Source organism: Cellulomonas sp. SLBN-39 (genome assembly GCF_006715865.1).
Taxonomy (GTDB): Bacteria; Actinomycetota; Actinomycetes; order Actinomycetales; family Cellulomonadaceae; genus Cellulomonas.
Window position 1 is genome coordinate 2193727 of sequence record NZ_VFOA01000001.1, and the last position, 15026, is coordinate 2208752.

General features: G+C 71.4%; 10 protein-coding genes. 4 read left to right on the forward strand and 6 right to left on the reverse strand.

Going from position 1 to position 15026, the window contains the following annotated elements:
- Window positions 1-66 precede the first annotated feature (66 nt).
- The gene (locus tag FBY24_RS10180) at window positions 67-2631 is read left to right on the forward strand and encodes a glycoside hydrolase N-terminal domain-containing protein (RefSeq protein WP_160158485.1); all 2565 of its coding nucleotides are present in this window, start codon (window positions 67-69) and stop codon (window positions 2629-2631) included.
- 46 nt (window positions 2632-2677) lie between these two features.
- Here FBY24_RS10180 and FBY24_RS10185 read toward each other — a convergent pair whose 3' ends face one another.
- From FBY24_RS10185 to FBY24_RS10205, 6 genes are all read right to left on the reverse strand, one after another.
- Window positions 2678-4927, reverse strand: coding sequence for an RNA-binding domain-containing protein (locus FBY24_RS10185; RefSeq protein ID WP_160158486.1), 2250 nt, complete (start codon window positions 4925-4927; stop codon window positions 2678-2680).
- Window positions 4928-5444: 517 nt separating this feature from the next.
- Complete coding sequence (locus FBY24_RS10190) at window positions 5445-6491, reverse strand: NAD(P)-dependent alcohol dehydrogenase (protein WP_142160310.1); 1047 nt, start codon at window positions 6489-6491, stop codon at window positions 5445-5447.
- A 140-nt stretch (window positions 6492-6631) separates the two neighbouring features.
- On the reverse strand, window positions 6632-7900 hold the full coding sequence (locus FBY24_RS10195; protein ID WP_160158487.1) for a type II toxin-antitoxin system HipA family toxin: 1269 nt from the start codon (window positions 7898-7900) through the stop codon (window positions 6632-6634).
- The gene (locus FBY24_RS18995; RefSeq protein WP_160158488.1) at window positions 7897-8160 is read right to left on the reverse strand and encodes a helix-turn-helix domain-containing protein; all 264 of its coding nucleotides are present in this window, start codon (window positions 8158-8160) and stop codon (window positions 7897-7899) included. Before FBY24_RS18995 ends, FBY24_RS10195 begins: the two co-directional genes overlap by 4 nt.
- A 120-nt stretch (window positions 8161-8280) precedes the next feature.
- Window positions 8281-9264, reverse strand: a complete 984-nt coding sequence (locus FBY24_RS10200) for an acetylxylan esterase (RefSeq protein WP_142160314.1) — start codon at window positions 9262-9264, stop codon at window positions 8281-8283.
- 74 nt (window positions 9265-9338) lie between these two features.
- Window positions 9339-10373 (reverse strand): LacI family DNA-binding transcriptional regulator, encoded by a 1035-nt coding sequence (locus FBY24_RS10205; RefSeq protein WP_142160316.1) that lies wholly within the window; start codon window positions 10371-10373, stop codon window positions 9339-9341.
- Between the two features lie 255 nt (window positions 10374-10628).
- On the opposite strand from FBY24_RS10205, the gene FBY24_RS10210 reads away from it, so the two are divergent.
- The 3 genes from FBY24_RS10210 to FBY24_RS10220 are packed head-to-tail and all read left to right on the forward strand — an operon-like array spanning window position 10629 to window position 14976.
- Window positions 10629-12989 (forward strand): glycoside hydrolase family 3 N-terminal domain-containing protein, encoded by a 2361-nt coding sequence (locus FBY24_RS10210; protein WP_142160318.1) that lies wholly within the window; start codon window positions 10629-10631, stop codon window positions 12987-12989.
- 5 nt (window positions 12990-12994) lie between these two features.
- Window positions 12995-14050 (forward strand): sugar ABC transporter permease, encoded by a 1056-nt coding sequence (locus FBY24_RS10215; RefSeq protein ID WP_142160320.1) that lies wholly within the window; start codon window positions 12995-12997, stop codon window positions 14048-14050.
- Window positions 14044-14976 carry a carbohydrate ABC transporter permease gene (locus FBY24_RS10220; RefSeq protein WP_222117231.1) on the forward strand — a complete coding sequence of 311 codons (933 nt, stop codon included), beginning with the start codon at window positions 14044-14046 and terminating at the stop codon, window positions 14974-14976. The genes FBY24_RS10215 and FBY24_RS10220 overlap by 7 nt, the downstream gene beginning before the upstream one ends.
- Window positions 14977-15026: the final 50 nt, after the last annotated feature.

A 15026-nucleotide genomic window follows, 5' to 3' on the forward strand; every position in this document is an offset into this window, starting at 1 on the left:
CCCGACCGGGCGGGGCGGCGCTGCTACCTTCGCGGCGTCGTCCCGCCGCCGTCGAGAGGTCCGCCCGTGACGTCCCCGTCCCCGCCCGCTGCCCTGCCCGCGTCGGACCGCCCGCGGCTGCTGCTGCGGCTCGGCGCACCCGCCGAGGAGTGGACCGACGCGTTCCCCGTCGGCAACGGGCGCCTCGGGGCGATGTGCTTCGGCGGCACGCGTACCGACCGGCTGCAGGTGAACGACGACACGTGCTGGTCGGGGGCGCCCGGCGACCCCGACCTCGCACCCGCGGCGGCGCCCGAGGGGCCGCAGGCCGTGCTCGCGGACGCACGCCGGCTCCTCGGTGCCGGCGACGTCCCGGGCGCGGAAGCCCAGCTGCGGCGGCTGCAGAGCGGGTTCAGCCAGGCGTACCAGCCGCTCGTCGACCTCCTGCTGACCGACCCGTCAGCCGTCGACTCGCCAGGGACGAACCCGCAGGTGGACGGGGTTGTGGCCCCCGGTGCGGACCTCGGGACCGCGGCGGGGTACCGGCGCGAGCTCGACCTCGACGACGGCCTCATGCGCACCGCGTGGACCCGTGCCGACGGCACCCGGCTGCGCCAGACGGTGCTCGCCTCGCACCCCGACCAGGTCCTCGTGGCCGAACGCGTCGCGGACGACGGCACCCTCGACCTCGACGTCGGCATCGCCGCCGCCCACCCCTGGGTCCGCGCCCTCGCGCCTGCCCGCGACGGCGCGGCGGCGCCCGGAACCGTGGCGGCCGACGGCGCCGTGCACCTCGTCGGCCTCGTGCGGATGCCCACGCGCGTGTGGCCGGACTACTCGGGGGTCGCCGAGCCCGTCGAGCGGGGCGACGGCCCGTCCGTGCTGGCGTCCGTGGCGCTCGCGGTGCGCGCCGACGGCGGCGAGGTCCGGGTGGACGTGCGCCCCGACGGTCCGGTGGTCGTCGTGCGCGGGGCCGCCCGCGTCCGGGTGCTCCTCGCGTCCGCCACGGACCACGACGTGGCGACCGGGAGCCTGCACGGCGACGCGGACCGGGTCGTCGCCGAGGCGACGGCCACGCTCGCCGCGGCGGCCATCCGGGCCGACCTGCACGACCGCCACGTCGCGGACCACCGCGCCCTCATGGGCCGCGTGCACCTCGACCTCGGCGGGGACGCCCCCGACCTGCCCCTCGACGCCCGCCTGGTCCGGCACGCCCACGGCGAGCCCGATCCCGGTCTGGCCGTGCTCGCGTTCCAGCTCGGCCGGTACCTGACGATCGCCGGCTCGCGCCCGGGCACGCTGCCCATGAACCTGCAGGGCATCTGGAACCCCTGGCACCAGCCGCCGTGGAACGCGAACTACACGACCAACATCAACGTCGAGATGAACGCCTGGCCGGCGCTCGTCGGCGATCTCGCGGAGTGCCACGAGCCCCTGCTCGACTGGCTCCACCGCCTGGCCGCCGCGGGCCGGCGCACCGCCCGCCAGCTGTACGGGGCGCGCGGCTGGGTCGCCCACCACAACAGCGACGCCTGGGGCTTCTCCGCGCCCACGGGGCTGGGGGAGGACTCGCCGAGCTGGTCGTGCTGGCCCTTCGGCGGGGTCTGGCTGGCCACCCACGTCGCCGACCACCACGACTGGACCGGCGACGCCGCCGCCCTGCGCCGGCACTGGCCGGTGCTGCGCGACGCCGCCGTGTTCCTGCTCGACTGGCTGGTCGAGCGGCCCGACGGCACGCTCGGCACGGCGCCGTCGACGAGCCCCGAGCACCAGTACCTGCTGCCCGACGGCACCCCCGTCAGCGTCGGCACGTCGACCACGGCGGACCTCGCCATGGCCCGCGACCTGCTCGACCACCTGCTGCGCCTCGCGCCCGTCGTGGGCGAGGACGACGCCGACCTCCTGGCGCGCGCCGCCGACGCGCGCGACCGGCTGCCCGCCGAGCGCGTCCTGCCCGACGGCCGGCTGGCGGAGTGGTCGGCGGACGTCCCCGACGCGGAGCACGACCACCGCCACCAGTCGCACCTGTTCCGCGTCTACCCCGGCACGGCGATCGACCCGGACACGGCCCCCGCGCTCGCGGACGCGGCCCGGGCGACGCTCGACGCGCGCGGCCCGGACTCCACCGGCTGGTCGCTGGCGTGGCGGCTGGCGCTGCGCGCGCGGCTGCGGGACGCGGACGGCGTGGCCGCGCACCTGGCGGCGTTCCTGCACCCGGTCGACGCGGACCCGGCGGACCTGCCGCCGACGCCGCTGGGTGTGGAGCCCACGCACCGCGGCGGGGTGTACCGGTCGCTGCTGTGCGCGCACCCGCCGTTCCAGATCGACGGCAACCTCGGCGTCACCGCCGGCATCGCGGAGGCGCTCGTGCAGGCGCACCGCGTCGGCCCCGACGGTGCGCGCGAGGTGCACCTGCTGCCCGCGCTGCCCGCCGCCTGGCCGACCGGCCGCGTCCAGGGTCTGCGTCTGCGGGGCGGCCTGCACGTGGTCGACCTGCGCTGGCGCGACGGCCGCGTCGAGCACGTCGAGCTGACCGCGCGTCGCGAATGCGTAGTGGTCGTCAAGAATGGCCCGGGCCCAGCTTGCGACGAGCGGCTACTAATCGCACAACGAGAGGTGCGGCTCGAAAATGCGTTGCGCCGACCGAGATGAGATTCTGCGCCCCGCGTGCGTCAAGCGTCCTAGTGTTGCAAGTGGCCTATCTTGTGCTCAGCGCGCGTCGCAGTTCCGCTTCCTTGATGGGTTCGTTCGCCTTTTGGTACGCCTTCAGCAAGAGAGGTAGCGACTTCTCCCGGGTCTTTGAGTTGCTTGTCTCCCTTACCGGCTCAAGAAGTTCGATCACGAGGCGGTATGCGCCCCTCCTGTCGTAGCACGTGGCCAGTGCATGCCTGGCTATAGGATCGGAAGGGTTTTCTTCGTGAGACACGAGGAGTTTCTCTTCCGCGGATGAGACGGCGTCGGGTCGTCCGCTATCTCGCAAGAGTATTCCCCATTCGCGGTATATGACTGCCCGCTCGCTTCCTTGCTTGGGCGCATTCGAGCCCGCGACCTCGTATAGCGCTAGCGCCTGCAAATGGTCCCTGCGGCAGTGCCGGTAGAACTCTGCGCTGACGCGCGCTGCTCGCCAGCTCCGCGGATTTCGAGCCCGTGCCTGTTGGTAGAGTTTCTCCGCCCCGTCGTAGTCTCCTCTTCGTTCAGCAGCGATCGCGAGGTCGACCAGCGCCGTGTCGTCAGAGTTCTTTCCGGCTCGAACCTCGCGAACAAGTAGGCGCTGTTCCTCGTTTTCGATATCAGTGGCTTCAAACCAGCTAGAGAGTCGTCGCTGAGCAGCGCGCGAGGCCCCGGGATGTTTCTGAAAGTCATGACGAACAAAGGCGCGTGTTATCGGTAGGATCGTGAAGCAGAAGTCATTCCTGTCCGAGTCGAATACTCGTTGCGCGAGCCCATCGTCCACCAGTTCTTCCACAGCATCAAGTGCGCGATCGTCTGCCACGCCCGCCCCCGCCACCACGGCCTCGGTAGGTAGCGGTTGCTCAAGAATAGCGAGAGTCTCGAGGACCGCGCGTTCTGCAGGAGTCAGCCGCTCGAAGACGCGACGGAAACTGAACTCCAGCAACTGGTCTCCATGTAGACGCTGACCCGTTGAAATGGACGCCTGCTGCACAAGCTCCGCGACGCTTTTTGTCCGCGAGAGGGCCCACCTGAGAGCGAGAGGGATCCCATCCCACGCACGCCCGAACTCAACGGCCTGCGCGTCGGACATCGCGGCCGCGTGCTTGAAGGCCTGCTCCGTAGCCAATAGCCGAACGAATCCTACGAGTTCCTTGTCGGTCAGTGCAGGGATGTCAATGGGGCGCGCTGCTGTCCTTACGCTGTTTCTTCTGCTCGTCACGAGAGCGCGGACGCCGAGCGGAAGATCATCAAGGAACGAGATGAGTCTCTTGTCGTCGATAGTCTCAAGATTGTCCACGAAGAGTAGGCCATTTGACTCAGAGATGACGGATCTAATGACCGATTCCCTGGCCTGGGTCGAATTCTCTTTCTCTTCGGGAAAGCCGAGGACGTCGCAAATTTGGTCTAGGAGGTCCTCAAAACTCGTTAGAGGAGCTGACAGGCCGAGGATGCCTGACGCGCTGAGTTCTCGATCCTTTGCGGTCGTCGAGACAATGAACGAGAAGTCACCACTTGCATACGCGCGGTTGGCGGCCCAGGTTGCTAAAGCGGTCTTCCCCATCCCCCCAACCCCAATTAGGGAAGTCACCGATATGCGTGGATCGCGCAGACTCTTCTCGATCCGATTCCCAATGTCGGGGCGCTCGAGAAAGTGAAGATACTCTGGCGCGAGTACGCGAAAGAAGGGCTCATCGACGGAGTACTTTTCGCCGTACACGGGTGCGGCCTGATCGCGCGCGAAACGATCGGCGGCGTTCGGCGAGAGGATCATTGTGCTGTCGTGCTCGCGGAGGGAAGAGCCCCCGCGCTCGAAGTGTCGTTTACCGCCGATACTTGGGGCACTCGCCTTGAAGCGGGCGACGGATGGACCTCGCGGCGGAATTAGTGCGACCCCTAGGTATTTTTGGTCAGGCTGAATATATTCCCGATAGTAGTCAACCCAGAGCGTGTCGCCCACGTAGCGGCGAATCCTGTCGTTAAACTTCTTGCTGTCCAGTATGCGAGTCGCACCGACAAAGTTGTGACTGTCGTCGAGGCCAAATATGAGCAGCCCCCCGCGATTATTGTGGAATGCAAGAACGTCCGCCGCAATGTGCGCCCACGCGTTTTCCGTTCGCTCATCGTGCAACTGGGATGGGCAGTCTGCCTTAAAATCCCAGAGATCATTCTCCGTGCCACGACCAAGCCTCGGTCGTGGAGGATTTCCGCCCAACAGCAACCGTATTGCAATCGGTGCATTCTTTTGGCTAATCGCGTTCGCTATGTCATCGTGCACCATTGCACCCCTGCCTGGCTCCCGGTAGGACGCTCCGATGGTAGTCCGCTGGGTCCGTCCGGCCCAGCGCTCTGGCAGGACCACCGGGTGATCTTTGGGGAACTGGTAGTTGGGGTCCGTGGTGCCGGGCGGCTAGCACCTGGTGCCGGGATCTGTGAGTGACGTAAGTGGTGTCGTCGGCCGGGGCGGCCGATGGCCATCTACCTCGAGTTCCGGTGGTCCCCCAGGATTCACGAAAAGCGCTCGACGGGTAATGCCTTGTCTTTCTGGGTTGCTTTCTAGAGAAATTTTCACACGCAGGGGCGGCATGTCTGTAGATTGGCGCAGGGATTCCAGCGTCGAAGGGTTGGCGTCCCATTATTGTTTCAAATTGGGCTATGTACGACATGGTAGAGAAGGTTCGATGGGTGAGAACATGGCTCTTGGAAGTGGCGCGGGGGTCTCGCGCAGCTCGATCTGGAACCGATCTTGCACTTGTGCGGCTTGCAACCGTGGGCGAGCCGCGGATGACGGAGGATCAGGCCAGCGTCGAGGTGTCGATCACGAAGCGGTAGCGCACGTCGGACGCGAGCACCCGCTCCCACGCCTCGTTCACCTGGTCGGCACCGATGACCTCGACGTCCGCGCCCAGGCCGTGCTCGGCGCAGAAGTCGAGCATCTCCTGCGTCTCGGCGATCGAGCCGATCGACGACCCGGCGAACGACCGGCGGGCCGGGATCAGCGAGAACACCTGGACGGGCAGCGGCTCGGCGGGCGCGCCGACGTTGACGAGCGTGCCGTCGACGGCCAGGAGCGACAGGTACGCGTCGAGGTCCACGACGGCGCTGACGGTGTTGATGATGAGGTCGAACGAGCCGCGCAGCGCCGCGAACGTGTCGGGGTCCGACGTCGCGTGGTAGTGGTCGGCGCCCAGGCGCAGGCCGTCCTCCTGCTTCTTCAGCGACTGCGACAGCACCGTGACCTCCGCGCCCATGGCGTGCGCGAGCTTGACGGCCATGTGCCCGAGCCCGCCCATGCCGACGACCGCGACCTTCGTGCCCGGGCCGGCACCCCAGTGCCGCAGCGGGGAGTACGTGGTGATGCCGGCGCACAGCAGCGGCGCGGCGACGTCGAGCTCGAGGGCGTCGGGGATCCGCACGACGAAGTCCTCGACCACGACGACCTGCTGGGAGTAGCCGCCCTGGGTGGTGCTGCCGTCGCGGTCGACGGCGGCGTAGGTGCCGGTCATGCCGTTCAGGCAGTACTGCTCGTTGCCGGCCTGGCACTGCGCGCACTCCCGGCAGGAGTTGACCATGCAGCCCACGCCGACGCGGTCGCCCACGGCGTGCCGGGTGACCTCGGCGCCGACCTCGACGACGACGCCGGCGATCTCGTGGCCGACGACCAGCGGGTACGCGACGGGTCCCCAGTCGCCGCGGGCGGTGTGGATGTCGGAGTGGCAGATGCCCGCGTAGCGGATCTCGATGCGCACGTCGTGCGGGCCGACGTCGCGGCGCTCGATCGTGGTGCGGACCAGCGGCTGGTCGGCGGCGGGGGCGGCGTACGCGGTGACGGTGGTGGGCATGGTTCTCCCTCGTCGGGGTGGGGCGGGGTGCCGCGGGGCAGCGGCTCGTCCACGATCCTGCGCGCCCACCGCCACCCGCGCCACCGAGGAGAGGGGCCCTGCTGTGCCCCGTCACCCGGCTGTCAGGATCCGCTGCCAGGTCACCGTCCGGACCTGGCGTCCCGGCAGGAGCGGACGACGGGGTCGAGCATGCGGCTGCGCAGCTCGTCGATGCCCGGTGTGCCCGACTCGGCGGCGAAGGCGTCGGACATGGCGTCGGGGATCCTGCTCGCGAGGTCGTGAACACGGGTGGTGACCCGGTCGGGATCGAGGTGCGCCTCACGGGCGAACCGCTCCCAGCGAGCGGTGTCGATCTCGGCGAAGTCGCGACGGCCGCCGATCGCCATGGCGGCCTGGCGCAGGCCGCGCTGCTCGGTGGCGTCGTAGGGCGCGCCGGAGGCGACGTCGTACAGCGGTGCGAGGCGGACGGTGCCGTCGAGGAGAAGGATCGAGTAGTTCTTGGCGTGGGCGTCCGGTGCCTGGATCAGCACGTTGAAGGCCAGGGCGTCGACGAACCGGTCGAGGTTGTTCTCGCGCTGCGCGCGCGTGCTGTGCCGGCGCAGCAGGTCGACGACGTGGACCGCGCGAGGTCCGCCGTCCGACTCGTACTTGTCGCCGGGGTAGGTGCTGGTGGCCTGACACAGGTCCTCCTGGTGCAGACGCGTCAGGCGTCCTGACCGGTCGGGACGCCTGTCGTAGCGCTGGACCACCAGGGCAGGTTCGTCGCCGAAGTGCCTGAAGTCGGATCGTGCGGCGGCGAGCCCGGCCCGGCGGGCGGTCTGCAGGCTGATGTGCTCGTTGAGTGCCTGCAGGCGGAAGCCGTCGACGCCTGGCTTCACGATGTGGGTGGTCGGCTCTGCGCCGGTGGCCTCGTACCAGTGGCCGTCCTGGTGGCGCAGGGCGAACTTGGCCTGTGCACCCGCGAGGGACCACCGCTCGCGCGGCGCCAGCCAGGTGGCACCCGGGTCGGTGCGCAGGACCCGGAGGCGCTGGGCGATCTCCCGCTCCGTCAGGGGCTCCACGGTGCCGGTGCGGGCGAGGACGTCGGTGATCTCGGACTCCGCGCAGAACTGCACGGCGCCGGCGCAGTCGAGGCCGATGCGGGTGAGCAGGGCGAAGGGGTTGCGGGCGGACACCTCGAGCTCGCGGGCCATCGCCTCGCGCGCAGCTTGTCGCTCGGGGAGGAGGCCCTCGAGGAACGGCCGGACGCGTTGGTGCTTGAACGGCCCGCCACCGAGCGGTAGCGACAGCGACAGCGGCGTGGTGCCGGGGTCCTCCCGGTAGTGCAGGAGGTGCTGCCCGCCGGTCGTCTGCTCCAGGTCCGCGACGTGCTTGCCGTAGAGCAGGACCGCGAGGCGCTGGGCGCTCACAGGTCGTCCAGGAGCTCGGCGAGCGGGTTCGGCCGGGACGCGCCGTCCGTCGCGCTGAGCGCGAGCCCCACCGCGTCGAGGGTGTCCAGCACCTTGCCGAGCTCGGCGCGCTGGCCGTTGCCCGCCTCCAGGGCGATGAGCCAGCGACGGCTCACCCCGGCACGGGACGCGAGCTCGGTCTGGGTGATCCCCGCCCGGGTCCGGGCGCCCCGGACCGTCGCCCCGACCTGCGCGGGTGTGGACAGGGGGATCGTGGTCATGCTGTGACCGTACGTGCACTTCCCTCCGATGTGCAAGATCCGTGACATCTGCGCGATGTGCACGATCGGTGACACTCGCAGAATGTGCACGATCCGTCACACCCGCGGAGCGGACGAGCCTCAGAGGTGGTTGCGGAGCCAGGTCAGCTGGCGGGTGAGCTGGAGGGCGTCGCCGCCGTCGTGGCCGTTCCACGGGTACACGACGATCTGCCGGTCGACGTCGGCGTCGACGCGCTCGCCCCACGCGTTGTACGCGGCGAAGACGGTCGACGGCGGGCAGATGGCGTCGCGGAGCCCGACGGAGAACAGCGTGGCGGCGCCGGCGCGGCGGGCCAGGTGCACGCCGTCGAGGTGCGCGAGCGTGCGCAGCACGCGGTCGGCGTCCTCGCGGCGGACGGACAGGTGGCGGGCGATCTCGCCGTACGGGTCGGCGTCGGTGATCGCCAGGGCCCGCTCGACGTGGCACATGAGCGGCAGGTTGACCATCGCGGCGCGCACGTGCGGGTGCAGGCCGGCGACGGCGACGGCGAGTCCGCCGCCCTGCGACGTGCCGGACACCGCGACGCGCTCGGCGTCGACGCCCGGCAGGGTGCGTGCGGTGTCGACGGCGCGGACGGCGTCGGTGACAAGGCGGGTCCAGTACGCGGTGGCGGGGTCGTCGATGCCGCGGGTGAGGAAGCCGGGCGTGGCCGGTCCGGAGCCGACGGGGTCGGGGGTGTCGCCGCCGGTGCCGTGCTGGGCGCCCTGGCCGCGGGTGTCCATGAGCAGGTGCGCGTACCCGGCGGCGGCCCACCACAGGCGTTCGTGCACCTGGCCGCGGCCCCGGCCGTAGCCGAGGTACTCCACGACCACGGGCAGCGGCTCGTCCCGGCCGGCGGGGCGCGTGAACCAGCCGCGCACCGGGTCGCCGCCGTGGCCGCTGAACGTCACGTCCCACGTGTCCACGAGCTCCAGCGCGGTGGTGACGCGGGCGGCGTGCGGGGGTGCGGCCGCGGCGCGGGCGGCGGCGAGGGTGCCGGACCAGAAGGCGTCCAGCCCCTCGGGCTCGGGCACGTGCGGGTGGTAGCGCTCGAGCTCGGCGAGCGGCAGGTCGACGAAGGGCACGGCGGCTCCGTTGCGGGCGTGGTCGTCAGGGCGGACGGGTCGGGGCGGGCGGGGTGGTCGGACGGGCGGTGCCCTCAGGCCGGTGGGTCGGCGGGCGGGGCGGTGGACTCGCGCACCACCAGCTCGGTGGCCAGGTCGATGCGCGGGTTGGGCAGGGTCGCACCGCCGGCGAGGTCCAGGAGCATCTGCGTCGCGGTCGATGCCATCTCGCGCAGCGGCTGGCGCACGGTGGTCAGGGACGGGCCGAGCCACTGCGAGATCGGCAGGTCGTCGTAGCCGACGACGGACAGGTCCTCGGGGATGCGCAGGCCGGCCTCGCGGGCGGCGCGCATGACGCCGAGGGACTGCAGGTCGGACCCGGCGAAGATCGCGGTCGGGCGGTCGGGCAGCGCGAGCAGGTCGCGGGCGTGCCGGTACCCGCCGTTGACGGCGAAGTCGCCCCACCGCACCAGGTCGAGGTCCCACGGCACCCCGGCCTCCTCGAGCGCGGAGCGGTACCCGTCGACGCGCGCCCGGCTGCACAGCACGTCGTGCGGGCCGGACACGACGCCGATGCGCCGGTGCCCGAGCGCGAGCAGGTGCCGCACGGCGCTCAGGCCGCCGTTCCAGTTGTTCGAGCCCACGGTCGGCACGCCGGCGGGCGGCTCGCCCGCGGTGTCGACGACGACGAAGGGGATCGAGCGGGACTCGAGCTGGTGGCGCTGCGTCGCGTCGAGGGACGACAGCACGAGGATCACGCCGAGCGGCTTGCGGGCCAGGATGTCGTCGATGAGCTCCTGCGGCGGCCGGTGCGCACCCCCGAGCTCGGACAGCACGACGCCGACGCGGTGCAGCGACGCGGTGTCCTCGACGCCCTTGATGACCTCCTGCGCCCACGCGGAGTCCAGCTCGTGGAACACGAGGTCGAGCAGCCCCGGGGCCTGCGAGACGCGGGCGCGGCGACGCCGGTAGCCGTGCTCTGCGAGCAGCGACTCGACGCGGGCGCGGGTGGCGGGCGCGACGTCGGTGCGCCCGTTGAGGACCTTCGAGACGGTCGGCACGGACACCCCGGCGAGCGTCGCGACCTGCGCGATCGTCACCTGCCGGGTCCCGTCGGTGGATGTGGCCACGCGTCTCCTCGCAGGCTGGCGGGCCGCCCGGTGCGACCGTCCGCAACTTTCGACGCCGACGCTAGCACCGATGCTGCCCGGTGGGGCGGGTGCGCGCGATGTCCGTCCGTCCGCGTCTTCCCGGCTGCCCGACCCCGCGGAAGGCGCTGTCACACGAAGGCTTGACGGGCTGGCGGCGGACTGCCTAACGTGACCGCCACCACCTTTCGGCAACGATGCCGAAAGTTTCCGACACCACGAGGATGTGGGACGTTCATGGGGGCAGGACTGCACGGGTCCGCGGGCACGCTGGCCGAGGCGACGGGCGACGCGCACCCGGGGCTCGCCGCCGAGCGGGCCGCCCGGGTCGACGCGCTCGTCGCGGCGATGACCCTCGACGAGAAGGCCGCCCAGCTCGTCGGGCTGTGGGTCGGCGCGGACGCCTCCGGCGGGGGTGTCGCCCCGCACCAGGCCGACATGACCGGGTCGGTGCCCGCCTGGTCCGACGTCATCGCCCACGGGCTCGGGCAGCTGACGCGGCCCTTCGGCACCGCGCCCGTCGCCCCCGTGCTGGCCGCGCGCTCGCTGGCCGCCTCGCAGCGCGAGATCGTCGCCGCCAGCCGGTTCGGCATCCCCGCGCAGGTCCACGAGGAGTGCCTGACCGGGTTCGCCGCCTGGCAGGCCACGACCTACCCGACGCCGCTGGCGTGGGGCGCGACCTTCGACCCCGACCTCGTCGAGGAGATGGCCGTGCGCATCGGCACGTCCATGCGCGCCGCCGGCGTGCACCAGGGGCTCGCGCCCGTCCTCGACGTCACGCGCGACTACCGCTGGGGCCGCACCGAGGAGACCATCGCCGAGGACCCGTACCTCGTCGGCACGGTCGGCGCGGCGTACGTGCGCGGCCTGGAGAGCACCGGCGTCGTCGCCACGCTCAAGCACTTCGCCGGGTACTCCGCCTCGCGCGCCGGGCGCAACCTCGCCCCCGTCTCGATGGGGCCGACCGAGCTGGCCGACGTGATCCTGCCGCCGTTCGAGACGGCCCTGCGACACGGCGGCGCCCGCGCCGTCATGCACTCGTACGCCGAGATCGACGGCGTCCCCGCCGCGGCCGACCCGTGGCTGCTGACCGACCTCCTGCGCGACCGGTGGGGCTTCGAGGGGATCGTCGTCGCCGACTACTACGGCATCGCGTTCCTCCAGACCCTGCACGGCGTCGCCGGGTCGCGCGCCGACGCCGCCGGCCTGGCGCTCGCCGCCGGCGTCGACGTCGAGCTGCCGTCGCTCGACGCCTACGGCGCCCCGCTCGTCGCGGCGGTCCGTGCCGGCGACGTCGACGAGGCGCTCGTCGACCGGGCCCTGCACCGCGTCCTGACGCAGAAGGCCGCCCTCGGGCTGCTCGACCCGGGCTGGACGCCCGAGCCCGCCGACGTCGAGCAGCTCGTGCTCGACGACGCCGCCGGCCAGGACGTCGCGCTGCGGCTGGCGCGCGAGTCGCTCGTGCTCGTGGCCAACGACGGCGTGCTGCCGCTGGCCCCCGGCGCGCGCGTCGCGGTGGTCGGTCCGCTCGCCGACGCGGCCGACGCCATGCTCGGCTGCTACACGTTCCCTGCGCACGTCGGCAGCCACCACCCCGACGTCCCGCGCGGCGTGGACGTGCCCGGCGTCGCGAGCGAGCTGCGCCGCCTGCACGGCGAGGTCACCACGGCCCGCGGCTGCGACGTCGACACCGATGACCGCTCGGGCTTCGCCGAGGCCGTCGAGGCCGCCCGCGGCGCCGACGTCGTGGTCGTCGCGGTCGGCGACCGGGCCGGGCTGTTCGGGCGCGGGACGTCCGGCGAGGGCTGCGACGTCACCGACCTGCGGCTGCCCGGCGTCCAGGAGGAGCTCGTCGACGCCGTGCTCGCCACCGGCACACCCGTCGTGGTGCTCCTGCTCACCGGGCGGCCCTACGCGGTCGGCGGGTTCGCGGACCGTGCCGCGGCGCTCGTGCAGGCGTTCTTCCCCGGCCAGCGCGGCGGCCAGGCGGTCGCGGAGGTGCTCACCGGGGCCGTGTCCCCGTCGGGCCGGCTCCCCGTCAGCCTCCCGCGGCACGCCTCGGGGCAGCCCGGCACCTACCTCACCCAGCCCCTCGGGGCTCGGTCCGGGGTGTCGAACATCGACCCGACGCCCCTCCACGCCTTCGGGCACGGCCTGGCGTACACGTCGTTCGCGTGGGCCGACGCCCGGGCGCTCGACGGCGACGTCTGGCCCGTCGACGGCACCACCCGGGTCGCGGTCGACGTCACCAACACCGGCGACCGCCCGGGCACCGAGGTCGTCCAGGTCTACCTGCACGACCCCGTCGCGAGCGTCGTGCGGCCCGTCGTCCGCCTCGTCGGGCACGCCCGGGTCGACCTCGCGCCCGGGCAGACCCGCACCGTCGAGGTCGAGGTGCACGCCGACCTCGCCTCGTTCACGCGCCGCGACGGCACCCGCGTCGTCGAGCCGGGCGACGTCGAGCTGCGTCTGGCCCGGCACAGCGCCGACGCCTCGCACACCGTGCCCCTGCGCATGACCGGGGCCGTCCGCGTCGTCGGCGACGGCCGGCACCTGCTGAGCACCACCCGCGTGCTCGACCCCACCCGAGGGCGGTGAGACCCATGACCGTGCACGACCCCCTGCCCGTCGGGCAGCCGGCGGCCGGCTCGCCCGTGGCCGGCTCCGGCCCGGCAGCGGCGACCGCGCTCGGCACCGTCGCCGGCGGCCCGCCGCGCGGCCCCGTCGACCGCGCCGCCCGGCGCCGCGCCGCCGGCAAGGTCACGTGGCGGCAGGCGCTGCGCCGCGACTGGCAGCTCTACACGCTGCTCGTGCTGCCCGTCGTGTTCTTCGCCGTGTTCCGGTACCTGCCGATGGCGGGCAACGTCATCGCGTTCCGCCGGTTCCGACCCGGCGGGTCGATCTTCGGCGAGGAGTGGGTGGGCCTGCACTACGTGCAGATGTTCATCGCCGACCCGGCGTTCTGGCAGGTGTTCCGCAACACCCTCGTGCTCGGTGCGCTGTCGCTGCTCATCATCTTCCCGCTGCCCGTGGTGCTGGCCCTCATGCTCAACGAGCTGCGGTCCCGCCGGTTCAAGCGTGTGATCCAGACGATCTCGTACCTGCCGCACTTCATGTCCGTCGTCATCGTCGCCGGGCTCGTCTTCCAGCTGACCGCGGTGCGCGGGTCGGTCAACCAGGCGATCACCGCGCTCGGCGGCGAGGCCGTGCCGTTCATGCAGCTCGCCGAGTGGTTCCGCACCATCTACATCGGCTCGGAGGTCTGGCAGACCGTCGGGTGGGGCACGATCCTCTACCTCGCCGCGCTGACGACCATCGACCCGCAGCTGTACGAGGCCGCCCGCATCGACGGCGCCAACCGTTGGCGGCAGACGTGGCACGTCACGCTGCCGGGGATCCGGCCCACGATGGTCGTGCTGCTCATCCTCAACATCGGCACGTTCATGGCCGTGGGCTTCGAGAAGATCCTGCTGCTGTACAACCCCCTGCTGTACCCGACGGCCGACGTGATCTCCACCTACCTGTACCGGGTCGGGATCCTCTCGTCGAACTTCTCCTACGCGACGGCCATCGGCCTCTTCGAGGCGCTCATCGGCCTGACGCTGATCCTGTCCGCCAACGCGATCTCGCGCCGAGCCGTGGGGACGAGCCTGTGGTGACCACCGACAGCCCTGCCCGGACGGACCGGCGCCCGGCCGCCACCGCGCCGCGCGTCGTCAAGGACTCCCGCGGGACCACCGTGTTCCGCGCCCTGAACGCCACCGCCCTCGTGCTGATCGCCGCGATCACGCTGTACCCCTTCGTCAACCTGGTCGCCCAGGCGTTCAGCTCCGAGGGGTACATCAACGCGGGCCAGGTCAACCTGTGGCCCAAGGGGTTCAACACCACGACGTTCCAGGTCGTCATGGCCGACCCCATGTTCTGGCGCAACTACCAGAACACCGTGGTCTACACCGTGGTGGCCACCGCGATCGCGATGGTGCTGACCACGACGTTCGCCTACGCGATCTCCAAGCACCACCTCAAGGGCCGGTCGGTGTTCATCGGCATCGCCGTGTTCACCATGTTCTTCAACGGCGGCCTCGTGCCCAACTACGTGCTCATCAACGAGCTGGGCCTGAAGAACACCCTGTGGGCGATCGTGCTGCCCAACGCCATCAGCGTCTTCAACCTGCTCGTCATGAAGTCGTTCTTCGAGAACTTCTCCACCGAGCTCGAGGAGGCCGCGGAGATCGACGGCCTGGGCACCTACGGCAAGCTCGCCCGGATCGTGCTGCCGCTGAGCAAGGCCGTGATCGCCACGATGGTGCTCTTCTACGCGGTGTCGTTCTGGAACTCGTGGTTCTCCGCGTTCCTCTACATGGACCGCGCCGAGCTGTACCCGGTGACCGTGTACCTGCGGAACCTGCTCGCCGCCGCCACCAGCCTCGACGCCATGGGCGGCGGCTCGGGGGAGTCCACGCAGATCGCCTCCAACGTCAAGGCCGTGACGATGCTGCTCACGGTCCTGCCGATCGTCTGCCTCTACCCCTTCATCCAGAAGTACTTCGTGTCGGGCGTGATGCTCGGCGCGGTCAAGCAGTGACGGGCCCGCGCCCGCACGACGCACCACCCGCACCACCCCCCACGGACGAC

Coding starts and splice junctions, on each gene's coding strand:
- FBY24_RS10190 (WP_142160310.1), bottom strand. CDS start 6,491: ATGCCCACCACCGTCACCGCGTACGCCGCCCCCGCCGCCGACCAGCCG.
- FBY24_RS18995 (WP_160158488.1), bottom strand. CDS start 8,160: ATGACCACGATCCCCCTGTCCACACCCGCGCAGGTCGGGGCGACGGTC.
- FBY24_RS10210 (WP_142160318.1), top strand. CDS start 10,629: ATGGGGGCAGGACTGCACGGGTCCGCGGGCACGCTGGCCGAGGCGACG.
- FBY24_RS10215 (WP_142160320.1), top strand. CDS start 12,995: ATGACCGTGCACGACCCCCTGCCCGTCGGGCAGCCGGCGGCCGGCTCG.